This is a genomic window from Pelobacter propionicus DSM 2379 (assembly GCF_000015045.1).
Taxonomy (GTDB): domain Bacteria; phylum Desulfobacterota; class Desulfuromonadia; order Geobacterales; family Pseudopelobacteraceae; genus Pseudopelobacter; species Pseudopelobacter propionicus.
Window position 1 is genome coordinate 268,658 of the sequence record NC_008609.1, and the last position, 17,356, is coordinate 286,013.

Genomic DNA, 17,356 nt, shown 5'->3' on the forward strand with positions numbered 1-17,356 from the left:
GTAGGATTGCAGGATGAACGTCGGAATATGGATTCGGGTATCAACAGAAGACCAGGCACGGGGAGAATCACCAAAGAATCATGAAGCCCGGGCCAGAATGTATGCAGAACTCAAGAGATGGAATGTAGTTGACCTCTATGATCTCTCCGGGGTGTCCGGCAAGGATGTGTTGGAAAACTCCGAGGCCAAAAGAATGTTGGCCGATGTGGCTTCCGGTCGAATACAGGCCATAATTTTCTCAAAGCTTGCCCGTCTTGCCCGCAATACCAAACAACTCCTCGAAATATCTGATTACTTCCAGAAACACGATGCGGCGCTCGTCAGCCTTGAAGAGAGTATCGACACTTCATCGCCTGCCGGTCGACTTCTCTATACCGTCATTGGAGCTTTGGCTCAATGGGAACGGGAAGAAATATCAGCTCGTGTTGCGGCATCGATTCCTGTCAGAGCGAAACTGGGAAAAAATACCGGTGGCAAAGGCCCGTTCGGTTATCACTGGGTGGAAGGCAAACTCATCCCGAACCCTGATGAAGCTCCTATCGTTAAACGAGCATACGAGATTTTTCTTGAGACTGGCAAATTGCTCACCACCTGTAACCAACTCAAAGAAGAGGGCCTATATTCGCGTAGCAAGAAGGTTTACAAGCCTACATCACTCAAGCGCCTATTATCAGACACCGTCTACAAAGGGATACGACGGGCCAATTACGCAAAGAGCCTTGGCAACAAGAAAAATTGGGTACTGAAGCCCGAGAAAGATTGGGTCTACACCAACGTACAGCCTCTTGTGTCAGAAGAAGACTGGGATGCAGCGAACAAGATATTCGAGGAAACAGCCAGGCGATACACGTCCTTCAAGTCCGTCCCCAAGGTTGGTAGATTTCTGTTTTCAGGAATTCTCAAATGCCAATGCGGCGAGAAGCTGTACGTAGCTCCGTATCCATCGATGAAAATTCCTCGTTACGCCTGCAAGAAATGCAGGATGAGAATCAACGAGGACATCATTGAAGAGAATTTTCAGAAGGCTTTGAGAGGGATTATTGTTGCACCAGAACAGCTTGGTTCCAATGAGGACTTGGAGAAAGATCTCCAGGAGAAACAGGAACGGTTGGATCTGCTGAAGAAAGAGCAGAAGGAAGTGAATGGTAAGATTGATGTTCTGATTGACCTTTATGGCAAACAGGTCATCGACCACAATGGATTCAAGGAAAGGTACGATCCGGTCAAGACCAAGCTTAATAACATCATCCAAGAAATCCCGCGATTGCAAGCAGAGATCGATTTCATCAAGACCAACGAGATAGGAAAATCGTATGTGATCGAGAGGGCGACCACACTGGCATCATTGTGGTCGTCGTTGAGCTACGAGGCTAGGCAGCAAGTCGTGAAAGAACTCGTCGAGCGGATTGATGTCGGCGAGGATTCCCTCCATTTTGTCTTCTTTTATATCCCTTCGTTCGCGCCAGTAGAGAAAGGTTCACACATCTCCAGGGGTTCATGGCCGCCACCAGCATGACCCGGGCCGGATAGGTCAGGGATATCAGCGAGCGGGAGATGGTCACGCGGCCATCCTCCAGCGGCTGGCGCAGCACTTCCAGCACGTTCTTTTTGAATTCGGGAAGTTCATCCAGGAACAGCACTACTTAATAACTCCATGTAATTCAAGCTGCTTATGATGGATTGAATTCGGTTCAGATCTATCGAAAAAATACCATCAAGTATATGACCCTTTGCAGGAAGAGAAGTGTAAAGTTCATCCTCCGGAATGCTATCAGTATCGTCTGCAATATCGTTTAAAGTAGGATGGCGAACTAAATATTTGCCACCATCTTCTGGTGAGACAACAGCGCCAACAATACGCTTTTTCTCTTGAAATGGCAAATTGCATAAAAACGTTTTGAATTGCGCTTTTGCTGAAAAATAGATGCCAATCTTATCTCTCTTTGCAGCGTCCTCTAAAGCACTTTGAAATTCAGCGAGATGGTTCACTTTGTTTACAGCAAAAAATAATTCATTGTTTGCATTTTTGAGGCTGTTCTGCACTTCTGAGAATTCTTGTTCTTTATTACGCAAAGCATCCTTATATATTTGTTTAATTTCGGGATTATCTGATTCTTGAACCAGTCTAAAGCCGTCAAGGAGAGCGTTACGAAGATTATTTTCTATTTTATTAAGCCTGTTTACTTTATCACTAAGCTCATCAATGTTTGTATCTCTGAGCCATTCCTGTGCAAAGTGTCCAGGATCTGAGATAATTTCTGTGATTTCATCGAATATTCTATCGTCAGCTTCTTTTGCATCAATTGGTTTTAAGATACATTTATTACGATTACTCAAAAACAAATCAGTTTTTGTCGTATAAGCCCAATGACAAGTATATTTTAGTTTTCCTTCATTTGTTTTAAGTTTTCTGAGCCTTGTTCCACAATAGCCACAGTACAAAGTATTATCTGCCATAAAGTGTTCATTAAGGCCAGAATGCTGTTTTTTGGGTTTCTTTTTTTGAAGTGAAATGCGTTTTTGAATTTTATCAAACCTATCTTGATCTATCAATTTTGGATATGTTCTTTTTATCCATTCACTCTTATCTTTTTCTACATTAGTAGCAGCATAGTAGCTTTTATTGGTTTTTTTGCTCTTTCTTGATTCAAATACGTATTTGTTTTGATATGTAATTCCAGTATAAGAATCATTCTTCAGAATATCACTAATTGTTGTTGAACTCCATGAATTGCTGTGTTTATTGTTGCTTGCTCCAGGTAGTGGAATACCTTCTGCGGTTAGTTTAACTGCTATATCTTTCATAGAATAGTTTTGATTAAGATACATATTTACTATTCTATTGTATATAAGTGAATTTAGGTCATCAATTTCAACTTTACCATTTACTTTTTTGTACCCAAAAGGAAGACTTCCGATAACTGATGATTCTGATTTCCATTTAGCTTTTCTACCAGAATCTGTTCTCTCCTTTATCATGTCTCTTTCATGTTCTGCAAAAGACCCCAAAATATTAAACATCAGACCGGGCTTGTTTATTATAGGTTGCTCAATACAATGAATTTTGACTTGGAGTTGTTCTAAGCTTTTAACAACATTTATTGAATATCCCAAATTTCTACTTAACCTGTCTGGTTTTGTAAACATGACACAATTGAATGTTTTGAACTTCGCGTCTTCAAGAAGTCTATTTAAAGCGAAGCGATTACCATCATTACCAGAAACACCGCCATCAATATAGATCTCAATAAGCTGATAACCAAGTTTTTTACATTCATTTTGAATATGCAGCTTTTGTGTTTCAATTGAAGTTCCGTTGACAGCTTGTTCTTGTGTGCTCACCCTGCAATAACCAACAACCTTCATTTTTGCCCCCATGATTATTTATTTCATTTGTATCATACAGGCGTTTTCTGGAATCAGATGATTATATTATATTTATATTGTGATTCTTTAATTACTCGCACCAGGATAAAATATGCTCAACACCCGAACAGTTTAAATTTAATTTCTTCTGCAAGATAAATTGAGGGGGGGCTAGATCCTGTTTAATACGTTTCTTACTGCTCTAGCTGTCCATGCGCCCACCTTGCCCCGAGCTGTAAGTATGCTTGCGCTGTTCAGCTCGTGCGCAATTTGATTCAAGCTAAGTTTATTAACAATATGCTCTTGTATTATTGGTACAACTTGATTTGCAAATTTGTCAGCTTTTTGTATCCTTACATGCAAGCTATTCTTGCTACCTTTGCAGATTCCATCGATTGTAAGATTATTCTTACCAAGTTTTACGCCTCTTGCTTTTGCCGATTGCAAAGCAAGTTTTGTGCGCTCGCTTATCATTCTGCGTTCTTCTTCTGCTAAGGCAGCAAAAATGTGTATTGAAAACTTGTTTGCAAATGGCATGTCACAAACAACAAACTCAATATTTGATTTTTGAATAGAGCTAATAAAATGAACATCTCTCGATAACCTATCCAATTTAGCTATTATCAAGGTTGCCCCCGTCATCTGACAACGCTTCAACGCTTCATTTAGTTCTATGCGGTTATCAATTTTGCCTGATTCAATCTCGATATATTCAGCGATCAGCTCCCAATTACCACAATTCAAATAATCATATATGACTTTCTTTTGGGCTTCGAGTCCAAGACCGCTTGCGCCTTGTTTAGCTGTAGACACCCTGATGTAGCTGACAAATCTGCCGTCTGGCATAGAATGACCTCTCTTATGTAATTTGCTTAAACGAGCGTTTATGTAGTTTACACAAAAATTAATTTAGCGCAACACCATTAAAGCATTACAAAAATATCTTCTCTGGGTGTTGCTGTCATGATATAAAATCGAGAGCTATCGATTCAAAATACGAACAAAGAAATAACTTTCATGCATTAAATCAAACATATGAAGTCCATGGATGACAGACAATCGCATTAGTAATCACAATTCAAGCTCACCACATGTTTTCAAATAGATGATGATTTTAACAAAACAAGGAGTGCTCGATGAAGAAACTTATTATGGGGATAATTGTTTGGATGTTGTTTGTTACCTGCGCTGAAGCAACAACCGCACAAGAGAGAGTGAAGTTTTGCGAACTTGCTGAAAACATGAGCCTTAGCCAAGGAATAGATGAAAAAATTAGAGCGTCTGGCAAGGACAAATCAACCTTGACAATGACATTTGTCTTGTACAATAGAGCGTCTGTTTATCAGACTGTGAATGATGGGCAAAGCTGGGATTTGTGGCGCTCACTAGGGTTCAAGAAAATTGTATTTTCCGATGGTTTTGGAAAAACCTGGACATACAAAATGGATTTTCCAACTCCATCGACAACCCATATAACAAAAACTACTGCACAACCTCAGGCTAAAAATCCAGCTCCAGCTTCAAAAGTCATTACCAAATCAACCACCGCAAATCCTATTTCAACTCCAAAAAAGCATAATAATACTTTTCTCAAGTGGATTGGTATACTAGTAACTTTACTAATTACTTATTATGGCATTGCAAAGCTATGGAAATCAGGATCTAAAACCGAACCGAATATAAGTAACTCACCAGAAGAGAAACAAGTGAATTACGAAAATAGATATAAGTACGAAAAAGAACTTTACATGAAAACAGGCAAGGTAAGTGATTATAATAATGAGAACAGAGATAAATATGATTTTGAGAAGCCTGATTATGTTGACATACCACTGTTGATACAACAGCAGCAAAATAGTTCAATATATGAAGTGCAAAACAAAAGTGTGAAAGATGATATTGTAATGACTGCTTCAAATATAAATACACCAATAAAACAAAGTACATCATGTTTAATTAACTGCATAGATTCTGTTGATCAACAAGTGGGCGATATTTATGACAAAAATAAAACAGTTTTATCAAGCCTTCATGGCAAATGTAATGTTATTAAAGTAATTGGAATAGGAGGAGCAGGTAGGAATTTCATAACAAGTATGACAAAGGACCCAATCCAGGGCGTGACTTACATCGCAACAGACTCGGATTTTAAGTCTTTAGCATTGTCCTCAGCCACATCCTCAGGCCCTACAAAAATACAGCTAGGTGCAAATGCAACAATGGGACTTGGTGCTGGTTCGAATCCAGAAAAAGGTCGTGAAGCAGCGCAAGAATCGATCAAAGAATTTGTAAGAGCAATTACAGAAGCAGATTTGGTTATACTTGTTGCAGGAATGGGTGGAGGTACTGGCACTGGAGCAGCACAGGTATTCGCTGACGCCGCTCGCACCCTTGGCGTTTTTTTAGTTGCAGTCGTTACATTGCCATTTTTGTATGAAGGTCAAGCTCGTATTAAAATAGCTGAAAAAGGTGTTAGTGAACTATCTGAGAGAGTTGATTCTCTTATTGTTATTCCAAACGAAAATATATGCGCTGCAAAAGATACTCATAAAAGCATCTTTGATGCTTTTGCGGAAATTGATGCAATTGTCATAGATGCAGTGCGCAAGATAACAGAATTATTGTTGAAAAAAGTTCAAGAGAGTGCGTTGCTTGATACTACAAAAGTAATATGTCCATTATGCTTTACAAAAATATTAGAAAAAGATGACTTATGTTCCTATTGTAGTTTTCCGGTTAATAAAATGAATGATAAAGAAACTGTATTGTATTGGAAAATGAAATCAAAGCAGGCAGATGAGGAATCAGAAAAAGCCAAGAAACGAAAAGAAATATCTGAACAAAATGAAGAAAAGCTTAAACAGGCAAAAGAAAAAGTAAAACAGGCAGATGAGGCACTTAAAAAATCAATGGATTATTTGGCTATTGATGATTTAACTCATTCAGATGCTGGCATCAGCCACAGTTCGAATTCCGTCAATAATGATTATTCGCAAAATAGTACTCCGGTTATTTGTCCAAAATGTAAAGCTAGAGATACGTACCATGCTAGTGGGAAGGGTTTTGGTTTAGGAAAAGCTGCGGTTGGAGGCATATTGATGGGGCCTGCTGGGTTGCTTGGTGGCTTGATTGGTAGTAAAAAACTTGTCGTACAATGTATCAGTTGTGGTCACAAATGGTGTCCGTGAATAATTCTTTCACTTCACAAATTCACATCACTGCCGAATTGCACAATAACAAGACAGCTCACAGTGTGTGTCTGTCAGTATTGATAGCTTGTAGGGGCAGTCAGGCCCTTTGCCGCATGTGTTTTGAGGCAAGAAAGCAGTATGATTTAAGTACTAATGAAACTAATCCATCGTATCACCTGATAAGGTTTGTAGCCTTGCTCGGTGTGGATATTTTTTCATAATGGCTAGGATCACCGTAGCCATCATTATCCTGTCCGTCACCATGCTCTGTACCTTGTTTTTGCAAGGCGCGGGTAAGCCTCGCAACTTCACCCGTCAAGCTGATGATCGCTGGAAGTTTTACCGCAGCCTTTCTGCTTTTACAAAGCCGCGAAAGAAGGTGAGACACATCCGACAATGCTTGTTCCGTAGCTGAAAAAGATTTATTTTTATTACGCGAGCTTGACATGAGCACCTGTTTACCTCCAGTTCCTTCCATGAAAACGAATGTTTCTTACGAAAAAAACGAACCAATGCCACTAAAAACAAAGAAAAATGTTCTGAATGATGTTGCTATAATGCACGAAACGAGCTTGAAAAACACTGTTAAAGATCATCAACCTTAGGCTCAAAAGCCATTGTCTATTCCATTATTCCACCTAGCATCGTTAGTCTTTTACACAGATTGTAGATATATTATATTATGCTCAATACTCCCCATTCTAAGTCTAAAATCTTCATAGCATTTATCAGTTTTTCCTTCAGCGGTTCAAAATCCTCAATATCTACAACGTATTTCCTGTAATTATTTTTCGTTTCTGGCATTACACTGCGCAAAATATATTCATTCTGAAATGCACCGGTGTTACCATTTTTATCTTCCGCAGAATAGTTACTCCAATCATCTTCATAATATTCTGGGTAATTGCCTGATCCTTCAAAACGTCGAAAATTGTAATTCATTCCATTGATATCTTGGAATTTACAATCCCGTAAAAAGTCAGATAGCTTGTCAATGTTGAATTTATTCAATAACATTCTTCTATCTGGAGTGTATTCAAGCCTGACCCTATTAAATGTGTCGAGTGGCCAACCTTTACCTTTTTTTTTGTCACAATCGTTTCCGCGTGGATAGATCTTAGTATCACCACCATAATGCTGAAACATAGACAACCGTAACTTATCATTCCATTCAGCTGTATCAATGGAATTCTGTGTAGCATCTTTTGCATAAGGGATGAAAACAGCACGTCTTAACAACCAAAAAAGCCACTCAACATCTGCGGGTGTATCACAATAGATATCAATGGTATTTTCAACGGACGATACACACATATTTGGAATCAAATTGTTCAATTTAATTAGTGAGTTATAGAAGTCAGATAAAGAAACACATTCTTTAGGAGTCACATCCAAACAAAATGGTGGACAACAGCCTTTATTGCGGTAAGTAAAGATATTCAGCTTATACATATCCATATCTACTGTTAGTTGCACATTGTAATTTGGCATTCGATCATCAGGAACAAATTCAGAATTAAATCCAGCTTTAGGGAATATTTTCTTGAAAGAGTCGTAATCATACAATCCCTGCATTTTTTGTCCTTTGATTTTTTCGCCAGACAATTTGATTCGATGAATTTTTGCCTCAACAGCAACAATTTTATCAAAGGCATCTCTAGTGAGAGACCTTTGCATACATTCAGCCATAGCCTTGTGTCTTTCATGCGGGTTCATTTCACTGATGCGTCTCATATTTTCTCCCCCATGCAAAAGTATCCCTCCAGGTTTATATTCACTTCATTGCTATGAAGCTCCTTGAACCAAAGATCCATTTCTGTGGATATGAAATTTTGAGTGGATGGGGATTATTAAGTTGTCGTGTTTAGGAACAGTACGCCGTTGTGGGCCAGGGACACTTCGCCCGGCTTGGGGGTGGTGCCGCCGCCGATCAGTCCAACGTCGGAGATGGTGTGGTGCGGTGAACGGAAGGGGCGCGCAGCCAGCAGGGCGTACTCACGCTCCAAAAGGCCGCTGACGCTGAAGATCTTGGTGGTCTCGATGGCCTCTTCGAAGGACATGGCCGGCAGGATGGTGGGGATGCGGCGGGCCAGCATGGTCTTGCCCGAACCGGGCGGCCCGATCATCAGCAGGTTGTGGCCTCCGCTGGCAGCCACCTCCATGGCCCGCTTGGCATGCTCCTGCCCTTTGACTTCGCTGAAGTCCTCGGCATAGCCGCAGCTCCTGCTGAAGAGCTCCTGCAGGTCGATGCGGTACGGCTCGATGCTGATCCGGTCGCAGAGGAATTCCACCACCTGGGAGAGGGTCATGGCGCCGATGACCTGGATTCCCTCCACCACGGCGGCTTCGCAGGCGTTCTCCTGGGGCAGGATGATGCCGGAAAGACCTGCCCGCCTGGCTGCCACCGCCATGGAGAGTGCCCCGCGCACTGCCTTGAGGCTGCCGTCCAGGGAGAGCTCCCCCAGCAGGATGAACTGCTGCAACCTGGTGGTCCTGATCACCCCGCTGGCGGCCAGGATACCGATGGAGATGGGGAGGTCGAAGGCTGCCCCCTCTTTCCTGATATCGGCCGGCGCCAGATTTGCGGTGATACGCCGGGTAGGGAAATCGTACCCCGAATTCTTCAGCGCGGCCCGCACCCGGTCCTTGCTCTCCCTGACCGCGCCGTCCGGCAGCCCCACGGTGGCGAAAGCCGGCAGGCCGGGGGCCAGGTCAACCTCCACATCGACGATGATGGCGTCGATCCCGATCAGGGTGCTGCTGAGAACTTTGGCAAGCATGGCTAACCTCTTGAGGTGTATGGGGTCTATAAGTTCAATGAGTTAGCGGAGTCACCCCATCGAAGTCATAGAGCCCATCAAACTCTATGGTTTCAGCATGATGAACCCCATCTGTCGGCCGGTCTCCCCCTTGTCCCGGCGGTAGGAGAAGAACTGTTCGCGCTGGCAGCAGACGCACATCTCCGCGGTCTGGATGGCGGGGGAGGGGAGGCCGGCGGAGAGGAGCAGGTGCCGGTTGGCACCTGCCAGGTCCAGCCTCCATTTGTCAGTTCCGCTTCCGGTTGCGACGGAATCCCAGGGAATGCCGCTGTTGGTGAAGGCCTGCCTGACCGGCTCGTCAACCTCGTAGCAGCAGGGAGAGATGCAGGGGCCGATGGCCGCCTGCAGCGTTGCCGGGTCGCAGGCGAACAGCGAAGCCATGGCGGCAACCGTCTTGGCGACCAGCCGGGAGGCGGTGCCCTGCCAGCCGGCATGCACTGCCGCAGCCACCCGCTTTTCCGCGTCCAGCAGCAGGATCGGGACGCAGTCGGCCACGCAGACCCCGATCATCAGCCCCGGCTGATTGGTTACGATGGCGTCGCTTTCCACCGACAGGAAATGGGTGGCATCCTCGTTGGGCGCGTCGATCACCAGAATATCGTTGCCATGAACCTGGCGAACCGTGACCAGCGCATCCTGGGCAACGCCGAAGGCGCGCATCATCAGGCTGCGGTTCCCCTCCACGTTGTGCTGCTGGTCCAGGGTGGTGGTTCCCAGGTTGAGTGAGTTGTAGGGGGGGCGCGACACACCCTCGTGGCGGGTGGTGAAACCCTGTACGGAGCAGGGCTGGCCATTGAAATCGGTGGCCAGGTAGTGGATGCGGTCGGCGCGTTTGATCTGCATGGTTTGTGTCTCCTCTGGAAATGGCTAAAAATCTCTTTGCCTTCCCCGGTTCTTTAGGCTTTAATACCCGAGCGCCGCCGCTGCCGCCAGATATAGACGCTGATCAGGGCGATGCTGAATATGACCACCCAGAGCAGGGCCTGGTGGGAGTAGCGCATGATCAGCTGTTGGTTTTCTCCGATGACATAGCCGATGCCGGTCAGGATGGTGCACCAGATGCCGGCCCCCAGCAGGGTGTAGAGCGAGAAGCGCAGGTGGTTCATGCCGGACAGCCCGGCCGGGATGGAGATCAGGTGACGCACCACCGGCAGCAGCCTGCCGATGAAGGTGGATATCTCGCCGTGGCGCAGGAAGAAGTGCTCCACCCGCTCGAACTTTTCAGGGGGGATCAGCACGTACCTGCCGTACCTGATGATCAGCGGCCTGCCCAGGTAGTGGGAGGCGAAGTAGTTGGCATAGGCTCCGACCAGGCTTCCCAGTGTGCCGCAGAGGATGGCTGCGGCCATGTTCATCTCCCCCTGGAAGGCAAGGTAGCCGGCCGGCGGCATGACCAGTTCGCTGGGCACCGGGATGATGGAGCTCTCCATGGCCATGAGCAGGAAGATTCCGGGATAGCCCATGGAGCCTATGGTATCCAGCAACCATTGAACGAGTGCGTGCATTGAAAGACTCCCTGTGGCGGTTGAATCAGTAAACAGCCCTTATACCCCATCTTGGGGATTGGGGCAACAGTGTATACCCGGGTGAAACGATGAGGCAAACCCCATGAACATCCTTGAGCGACTGAAAGGGGAGGTACTGACCGGTGACGGCGCCCTGGGCACCATGCTCTACGCCCGGGGGGTCGGCCTGGACAGCAGCTTTGAGCAGCTCAACCTGACGCGCCCCGCCCTGGTGCGGGAGCTGGCCGACGACTACGTGGCCGCCGGCGCCCAGGTGATCGAGACCAACACCTTTGGCGCCAATTATACCAGACTGGCCGCCCTGGGTCTGGAGCAGCGGGTGTGGGAGATCAACCTTGCCGGGGCCCGCATCGCCCGTCAGGCCGCCGATCAGGGAAGGGATGTGCTGGTGGCCGGATCCGTCGGCCCGCTGCCGCGCATCAGGGGGGACGAGGCCGAGTCTGATCAGGAGCGCATGGCGGAGCTGTTCCGGGTCCAGTGCCAGGCCCTGGCCGAGGGGGGCGTGGACCTGCTGCTGCTGGAAACCTTTTCCTCCCTCACCCAACTGGCGGCGGCGGTCCAAGCGGCCCGCTGCACCGGTCTGACCGTGGCGGCTTCCATGGCCTTTCTGGAGGGGGGGCGCAGCGCCGACGGCGCTACGGTTGAGGAGTTCTGCGCCGCCATGGAGCGCGCCGGGGCCGACCTGGTGGGCGCCAACTGCGGCGCAGGTCCCCTGGAGCTGGTCAAGGTGGTGCGGCGGCTGGCGGCGGTCACCCATAAGCCGATCACCGCCTATGCCAACAGCGGTTTCCCCGAATACCACGACGGTCGCTTCATCTACCGCGCCACCCCCGAGTACCTGGCCACCATGGCCGGGGAGCTGGTGGCGGCCGGCGCAAGCCTGGTGGGGGGCTGCTGTGGCACCACGCCGGAGCACATAGCCGCCATCTCCCGCGCCCTGTCGGGGCGGTGCCCTGCCAGTCGGGCCGGTGCGGCCGCAGTCAGGGTCGGTGAGCCGGAGCAGCGCCCCTCCTCTTCCGGCGGATCGTTCCTGGATGCCTGGGGAAGGCGCAAGCTGATCACCGTGGAGCTGGATCCACCCAAGGGGCTGGACTGCAGCCGCATCATCGAGGGGTGCCGGCGTCTCAAGCGGGCAGGAGTGGATGCCATCAACCTGGCGGAAAACCCCCTGGCGCGTCCCCGCATGGGCAACATCGCCCTGGGGAGCCTGATCCAGCAGCAGGTGGGGATCCCGGTGATCATCCACGTCACCGGCCGCGACCGCAACCTGATCGGCATGCAGTCCGACCTGATGGGAGCCAGCCTGCTGGGGATCCGCTCCGTGCTGGCGGTGACCGGCGACCCGGCCACCATGGGGGACCACGCCGGAGCCACCTCGGTCTTTGACCTGCACTCCCTGACCCTGATCAAGCTGCTGGCCGACCTGAACCGGGGTGTCAATGCCATGGGCAATCCCATCGGAGGCGGCGCCGGTTTCACCATCGGCGCCGCCTTCAACCCCAATGCGCGGGACATGGCCGGCCAGGCCAGCCGGTTGCGCAAGAAGGTGGCCAACGGCGCCATGTTTGCCCAGACCCAACCGATCTACGATGCGGGCCTCTTCTTCCAGGCACTTGAATTGACCGCCGACTGCGCCATTCCCCTGATACCGGGAATCATGCCGCTGGTCAGCCAGCGCAACGCCGACTACCTGCACAATGAGGTGCCGGGTATCTCCATCCCTGAAACGGTGCTGGCGCGCATGTGTGGACTGGAGAAGGAGGCCGGCGTGGCCGAGGGGCTGGCCATCGCCAGGGAGTTCATTGATGCCAGCTTCCATTCCAGCGGCGGCTACTACCTGATGCCCCCCTTCGGCAAGGTGGAGCTGGCCCTGGATCTGATCGAGTACATTCACACCAAGGAGAGGGAACCGTCATGCGGAGAATCGTGAAAATAGTTGCCATGCTGTTCTGCGGCCTGCTTATGGCCGCCTGCGTCCCGGACAAGGGGTTCCGCGAGGAATTCGAGTCCAGTGTCAAGGGGTACAACCGCATGTTGCGTTGGCAGGAGGTCGTCGGCGCCGGTCAGATGTACATGGAGCCGGAGGGGCGGGATACGTATATGACAACTGCCGAGAGCATGAGGAGGCGGGGGGTTACCATCACCGATTTTCGCATTCTGACCATGGAGATGTTATCGGACAGGAAACGCGGCGATGTGATGGTGGAGTTCGACTACTACGCACTCCCCTCCTACCGCATCAAGACCCTGACCTACAAGCAGGACTGGGTCTACCGGGACGTGGACGACAAGAAGAGCTGGCGGGTGAAGAGCGCGCTACCCCCCTTCGACTGAGCAACAATGCAGCCCCTGATGGAACAGATCCGCGCTTTCCGTCTCCACCTGGAAACGGAGCGCAACCTGTCGCCCCACACCCTGGCCGCCTATGATCGCGACCTGCGCCAGTTCGCGGCTTTTGTTGCTGCCGAAATGGGAGACTCTGCCACGGCCGAGGACGTGGACCATCTGCTGCTGCGGCGCTACCTGGCCCAACTGGGCACGCAGATCAGGAAGAGCTCCCAGGGGCGCAAGCTGGCCGCTATCCGCAGCTTCTACCGCCACCTGCTCAGGCTGGGGAGTGTCTCCCGGAATCCGGCCGAACTGATCGCCACCCCCAAGCGTGAGCAGCGACTCCCCTTTCACCTGGACATCGATCAGGCCACCGCCCTGATGGAGACTCCCACGGAAGAAGAAAATTACGGGCTGCGTGACAGGGCCATTCTGGAGACGCTCTACTCCAGCGGGCTGCGCGTATCGGAGCTGACCGGTCTTGCAATCCGCGACATCAATCTTGCGGGCGGAATGCTGCGGGTGATGGGCAAGGGGGGCAAGGAGCGTATCGTGCCGCTGGGGAGCAGGGCGGTCCGGGCCATCCAGGAGTACCTGGACAGCCGGGGAGGGGGTACGGCAACCGCCCCCCTGTTTCTCAACAGCCGGGGTGATCGGATCAACCGCCGCAGCGTCGCCCGCATCGTGGATGCCCATGTGCACGAGATAGCGGCCTTCAAACACATCTCCCCCCACACCCTGCGCCACACCTTCGCCACCCACATGCTGGAGGGGGGCGCGGACCTGCGTGCCATCCAGGAATTGTTGGGCCACGCCTCCCTCTCCACCACCCAGAAGTACACCCACGTCAGTCTCGACCGCCTGATGGAGGTCTACGACAAGGCCCACCCCAAGGCCCGGACTCCGGAGCCGGAGGAGTAGAATAACGTTCATTCACATCTCTGCCGGACATGAAAAGGGGAATCGCTCACGTAGCTGGTTCCCCTCTTTTTTTCTCAGATCTGTGCCGCTGTCTGCGGGGCGAAATCCCGCCCCTGAACGAAAGAAGCCCCGCCGGTTTCCCGGCAGGGCTTCTTCGTGCTGGTCGCGAAAAATAACGACTATTCGCAGAGGTCGATCTTCATGTCCCAGTTCTTGATCTTCATGGTGCCGTTCTGGGCCAGGTTAAGCTGCATCTTGAAGGCGCGGTCCCACAGCTGAGGCTGGTGACCCACCTTGCGCTTGAAGCAGTCGGCGGTGGCGATCTCCAGGTACTCGGTCAGGATTGGCTTGTAATCAGGGTGGGCGCACTTCTCAATGATCAGCTTGGCGCGATCCTTGGGAGCCAGGCCACGGCAGTCGGCCAGACCCTGCTCGGTGACCACGCAGTCCAGGTCGTGCTCGGTGTGGTCGATGTGCGGGCAGTGCGGAACCACGCAGGTGATGCCGGTCGGGTCGGTCTTGGAGGGACGTGACGACGGGGTGTGCATGATCTTCAGGAAGCCGTTGCGCAGGAAGTCGCCGGAACCGCCGATGCCGTTGATCATGCGGGTACCGCCCACCAGGGTGGAGTTGGCGTGGCAGTAGATGTCGATCTCGATCGGGGTGTTCATGGCAATGACGCCCAGACGACGGATCGGCTCCGGATGGTTGGCGATGGAGAGCGGACGCAGCGTGATCTTGTCGAAATACTTGTCCATGTTGGCCAGGAAGCGCGGGAAGCCTTCCTTCTCCGACAGGGACAGGGAGCAGGAGGAGGCGCAGTCGAGACGGCCGGAGTCGAACAGGTCGAGCATGGAGTCCTGGAGCACTTCGGTGTACACGCTCAGGTTGTAGAAGGGGCCCTTGGCCAGGCCGCCCACGACGGCGTTGGCGATGGAACCGACACCCGACTGGATCGGCAGCAGGTTCTTGGGCAGGCGACCCATTTTGACTTCGTTGCTGAAGAAATCCATCAGGTGAGCGGCGATGGCATCGGAGGACTCGTCCGAGTCGGCGAAGGCGCGACCCTTGTCAGGGTGTTTGGATTCGACGATGGCGACAACTTTGCTCAGGTCGCAGGGAACATAGGTGGTGCCGATGCGGGAGTTGGCCTTGGTGATGTTGAGTACTTCCCGGTTGGGGGGATTCTTGTTGACCACGATGTCGTGGATCCCTTCCAGGGAGGGCATGGCGGTGTTGACTTCCAGGATGATCTTGTCGGCCATCATCAGGATTTCGGGAACGGCGCCGCAGGATGTGCCCAGGATCAGGCCACCCTCTTCGGTGATGGCGCTGACTTCGATCAGGGCCAGGTCAAGCCTGCCGGTGGGGGAGTCCTTGGTGTAGAAGCCGTAGCCCAGGTCCTGGGCGAACATGGAGAGATGCTTGTCGCCCATGCGGATGCGGCCTTCGTTGATGCCGGCGGCGATGTTCTTGCCGGTCTGGTACGGCCAGCGGCGGTCGATCATGTTGAGGGATGCCCAGCGGTCTTCGGTCTCAGCTCCGACCGAGGCGCCGATGAACAGGTTGAATCTCATCTTGCCCTGGAGATTGTTCTTCTCCACGTGGTCCGCGAACGCGATGGGGATCGCCTTGGGATAACCGGCCGGGGTAAATCCGGACCAGCCGAGATTCATGCCGTCCTTCAAGTACTGGAAGGTCTCCTCAACCGGAACAAGCTTGCTCAAAAGGGACTTGCAGCGTACACGGTCCTGCAGCGTGCCGTACTCAGACATTTTCTTCCTCCTGATGAATGTTATGTGTCCAGGGACAGATGCCGTACTGAACGATGGTAATGGGCAATATAGAGAAAAAGCGAGCTATATTAGGTGGTTGTGCTGTGATAGCGTATGCCGCCGGCCAAAACGGAATCTTACGCAACCGAGCGTTTTTAGTCAAGCTAAAACTCTGCCGCACAGCGGGGAAAAACGGGGTGTTCAGCTGGGATAACAGGCTGAAAAGTCGATGCGAAACGTGCTTGCGGGTCGCCTCAGCCTTCGTAGTCCACCGCTACGATGGAAGAGCAGGAAGACTTCATCAGCGGGATCACTTCGCCGGCGTGGTAGGGATGGACCTGGTAGGCCTGGAGGTCGTCACGGGAATCGAATTTCGTCACCAGGGCGACGTCGTAGGAACGTTCCGAGCGGACGAAGTCGATGCCCGCCTCCAGGTGGCGCAACTGGGGAATCTTGCCCTGCATGCTGAGCAGTTTCTGTTGAACGGTGGCGATTGCCTCGGGGGTCGGTTCCGACAGCTTGAAGAAGACGATATGGGTGATCATTGCGGGTACTCCTTGGGGTGGAATGGGGAAGAGGGGGCGGTTTCAGTTGGTATACAACGGGGCAGAAACAGTGTCAACCGGGTTGTGGTCCTCCCGAGCAGGGTGCTGAAATGGGTGGTATAGTAGGTGCAATTACTGGAACAAAACATTCTTGGAGGCATACCATGCTGGAGAAGACACTCATCCCGTCGGTGGAAAAGCGCATCGGTTCCCTGTTGGAGTACAACCGGCGCATGGATCAGCAGGCCACATCCCGGAGCAAGGCCAGAAAGCCCCGGCCAACCATCACCATATCCCGTGAATTCGGTTGCGAGGCCTACCCCGTTGTGGAGTGCCTGCAGGAGATGCTGGAGAAGAAAACCGGCGAGAACTGGCTGGTGATGGACAAGGAACTACTTCAGGAGGTCGGTCGCAATCACAACCTTTCCGAGGACATCCTGGGAAGGCTGGGGGAAAAGCCGATCTTCCTGGACGAGATGTTCGCCACCTTCTCCCCCCACTGGAAGAGCGACAAGGAGTGCTTCCAGCTGCTCTGCGAGCATATCATCGCCCTGGCCGGGGAGGGTAACGTGATCCTGATGGGGCGCGGTGGTGCCTATGTCACCCAGCCGCTGAAGAACTGCCGCCACTTCAGGCTGTTCGCATCTCAGGAGTTCAAGGTCCGCTCCGTCTGCCGCAGGCTCGACCTCCCTCCCGAAGAGGCGGAGAAGATGATCGTGCAGCACCAGCGCCAGCGGGACCGCTTCATTCGCGGCTTCCTGGACCGGGACGCCCGGGACCCGAGCGTGTACCACATGCTGATCAACAACGACCTGATCAGCACCGAGAAGCTCGCCCGCACCATCATGGAGTTCGTGCTGGAGGCATGAACCTGCCATTCTACTG

14 protein-coding genes and 2 pseudogenes are annotated in these 17,356 nt (G+C 51.0%); 6 read left to right on the forward strand and 10 right to left on the reverse strand.

Translation table 11 applies throughout. From position 1 onward, the window contains the following. Positions 1–13 precede the first annotated feature (13 nt). Entirely contained in the window at positions 14–1,516 is a 1,503-nt protein-coding gene (locus tag PPRO_RS01315) for a recombinase family protein (protein WP_011734222.1), read from the forward strand. On the opposite strand, the pseudogene PPRO_RS21705 reads toward PPRO_RS01315, so the two are convergent. From PPRO_RS21705 to PPRO_RS01325, 3 genes and pseudogenes are all read right to left on the reverse strand, one after another. Continuing rightward, a pseudogene (locus tag PPRO_RS21705) lies at positions 1,482–1,640 on the reverse strand (ATP-binding protein); the annotation flags it as partial. The gene PPRO_RS01315 and the pseudogene PPRO_RS21705 sit on opposite strands and share 35 nt — an antisense overlap. Then, complete coding sequence (locus PPRO_RS19985) at positions 1,624–3,378, reverse strand: recombinase family protein (protein ID WP_083761164.1); 1,755 nt, start codon at positions 3,376–3,378, stop codon at positions 1,624–1,626. The pseudogene PPRO_RS21705 and the gene PPRO_RS19985, both read right to left, overlap by 17 nt. A 159-nt stretch (positions 3,379–3,537) precedes the next feature. Then, positions 3,538–4,212, reverse strand: a complete 675-nt coding sequence (locus PPRO_RS01325; RefSeq protein ID WP_011734224.1) for a recombinase family protein — start codon at positions 4,210–4,212, stop codon at positions 3,538–3,540. Positions 4,213–4,502: 290 nt separating this feature from the next. On the opposite strand from PPRO_RS01325, the gene PPRO_RS19990 reads away from it, so the two are divergent. Next, complete coding sequence (locus tag PPRO_RS19990; RefSeq protein WP_041532077.1) at positions 4,503–6,554, forward strand: FtsZ/tubulin family protein; 2,052 nt, start codon at positions 4,503–4,505, stop codon at positions 6,552–6,554. 175 nt (positions 6,555–6,729) lie between these two features. Here the strand turns inward: PPRO_RS19990 and PPRO_RS20715 are convergent, their stop codons facing one another. The 5 genes and pseudogenes from PPRO_RS20715 to PPRO_RS01350 form a co-directional block, all read right to left on the reverse strand. Continuing rightward, entirely contained in the window at positions 6,730–7,035 is a 306-nt protein-coding gene (locus PPRO_RS20715; RefSeq protein ID WP_011734226.1) for a hypothetical protein, read from the reverse strand. A gap of 197 nt (positions 7,036–7,232) precedes the next feature. Continuing rightward, positions 7,233–8,291 carry a hypothetical protein gene (locus tag PPRO_RS01335; protein WP_041532078.1) on the reverse strand — a complete coding sequence of 353 codons (1,059 nt, stop codon included), beginning with the start codon at positions 8,289–8,291 and terminating at the stop codon, positions 7,233–7,235. A 128-nt stretch (positions 8,292–8,419) separates the two neighbouring features. After that, positions 8,420–9,337, reverse strand: a pseudogene (locus PPRO_RS01340) (YifB family Mg chelatase-like AAA ATPase); the annotation flags it as partial. An 84-nt stretch (positions 9,338–9,421) separates the two neighbouring features. Beyond that, positions 9,422–10,219, reverse strand: coding sequence for a peptidoglycan editing factor PgeF (pgeF, locus tag PPRO_RS01345; protein ID WP_011734229.1), 798 nt, complete (start codon positions 10,217–10,219; stop codon positions 9,422–9,424). Positions 10,220–10,272: 53 nt separating this feature from the next. Continuing rightward, positions 10,273–10,881, reverse strand: coding sequence for a DedA family protein (locus tag PPRO_RS01350; RefSeq protein ID WP_011734230.1), 609 nt, complete (start codon positions 10,879–10,881; stop codon positions 10,273–10,275). Positions 10,882–10,984: 103 nt separating this feature from the next. Here PPRO_RS01350 and PPRO_RS01355 point away from each other — a divergent pair, with 103 nt between their 5' ends. The 3 genes from PPRO_RS01355 to xerC are packed head-to-tail and all read left to right on the forward strand — an operon-like array spanning position 10,985 to position 14,151. Then, entirely contained in the window at positions 10,985–12,832 is a 1,848-nt protein-coding gene (locus tag PPRO_RS01355; protein ID WP_011734231.1) for a bifunctional homocysteine S-methyltransferase/methylenetetrahydrofolate reductase, read from the forward strand. Further along, on the forward strand, positions 12,817–13,236 hold the full coding sequence (locus PPRO_RS01360) for a hypothetical protein (protein WP_011734232.1): 420 nt from the start codon (positions 12,817–12,819) through the stop codon (positions 13,234–13,236). Before PPRO_RS01355 ends, PPRO_RS01360 begins: the two co-directional genes overlap by 16 nt. A 6-nt stretch (positions 13,237–13,242) precedes the next feature. Beyond that, positions 13,243–14,151, forward strand: coding sequence for a tyrosine recombinase XerC (gene xerC / locus PPRO_RS01365; RefSeq protein ID WP_011734233.1), 909 nt, complete (start codon positions 13,243–13,245; stop codon positions 14,149–14,151). Positions 14,152–14,330: 179 nt separating this feature from the next. Here the strand turns inward: xerC and PPRO_RS01370 are convergent, their stop codons facing one another. Both PPRO_RS01370 and PPRO_RS01375 read right to left on the reverse strand, forming a co-directional pair. After that, the gene (locus tag PPRO_RS01370; RefSeq protein ID WP_011734234.1) at positions 14,331–15,926 is read right to left on the reverse strand and encodes an acetyl-CoA hydrolase/transferase C-terminal domain-containing protein; all 1,596 of its coding nucleotides are present in this window, start codon (positions 15,924–15,926) and stop codon (positions 14,331–14,333) included. A gap of 254 nt (positions 15,927–16,180) precedes the next feature. Next, the gene (locus PPRO_RS01375) at positions 16,181–16,471 is read right to left on the reverse strand and encodes a Dabb family protein (RefSeq protein WP_011734235.1); all 291 of its coding nucleotides are present in this window, start codon (positions 16,469–16,471) and stop codon (positions 16,181–16,183) included. Positions 16,472–16,635: 164 nt separating this feature from the next. Here PPRO_RS01375 and PPRO_RS01380 point away from each other — a divergent pair, with 164 nt between their 5' ends. Next, on the forward strand, positions 16,636–17,340 hold the full coding sequence (locus PPRO_RS01380; protein ID WP_041532079.1) for a cytidylate kinase-like family protein: 705 nt from the start codon (positions 16,636–16,638) through the stop codon (positions 17,338–17,340). The last annotated feature ends 16 nt before the right edge of the window (positions 17,341–17,356 follow it).

Excerpts from the sequence above, each read along its gene's own strand:
- PPRO_RS19985 (WP_083761164.1), bottom strand. The coding sequence starts at position 3,378 with ATGGGGGCAAAAATGAAGGTTGTTGGTTATTGCAGGGTGAGCACACAA.
- PPRO_RS01335 (WP_041532078.1), bottom strand. The coding sequence starts at position 8,291 with ATGAGACGCATCAGTGAAATGAACCCGCATGAAAGACACAAGGCTATG.
- PPRO_RS01375 (WP_011734235.1), bottom strand. The coding sequence starts at position 16,471 with ATGATCACCCATATCGTCTTCTTCAAGCTGTCGGAACCGACCCCCGAG.
- PPRO_RS01380 (WP_041532079.1), top strand. The coding sequence starts at position 16,636 with ATGCTGGAGAAGACACTCATCCCGTCGGTGGAAAAGCGCATCGGTTCC.
- PPRO_RS01325 (WP_011734224.1), bottom strand. The coding sequence starts at position 4,212 with ATGCCAGACGGCAGATTTGTCAGCTACATCAGGGTGTCTACAGCTAAA.
- xerC (WP_011734233.1), top strand. The coding sequence starts at position 13,243 with ATGCAGCCCCTGATGGAACAGATCCGCGCTTTCCGTCTCCACCTGGAA.
- PPRO_RS01350 (WP_011734230.1), bottom strand. The coding sequence starts at position 10,881 with ATGCACGCACTCGTTCAATGGTTGCTGGATACCATAGGCTCCATGGGC.
- PPRO_RS01315 (WP_011734222.1), top strand. The coding sequence starts at position 14 with ATGAACGTCGGAATATGGATTCGGGTATCAACAGAAGACCAGGCACGG.
- PPRO_RS01355 (WP_011734231.1), top strand. The coding sequence starts at position 10,985 with ATGAACATCCTTGAGCGACTGAAAGGGGAGGTACTGACCGGTGACGGC.
- PPRO_RS01360 (WP_011734232.1), top strand. The coding sequence starts at position 12,817 with ATGCGGAGAATCGTGAAAATAGTTGCCATGCTGTTCTGCGGCCTGCTT.
- PPRO_RS19990 (WP_041532077.1), top strand. The coding sequence starts at position 4,503 with ATGAAGAAACTTATTATGGGGATAATTGTTTGGATGTTGTTTGTTACC.
- pgeF (WP_011734229.1), bottom strand. The coding sequence starts at position 10,219 with ATGCAGATCAAACGCGCCGACCGCATCCACTACCTGGCCACCGATTTC.
- PPRO_RS01370 (WP_011734234.1), bottom strand. The coding sequence starts at position 15,926 with ATGTCTGAGTACGGCACGCTGCAGGACCGTGTACGCTGCAAGTCCCTT.
- PPRO_RS20715 (WP_011734226.1), bottom strand. The coding sequence starts at position 7,035 with ATGGAAGGAACTGGAGGTAAACAGGTGCTCATGTCAAGCTCGCGTAAT.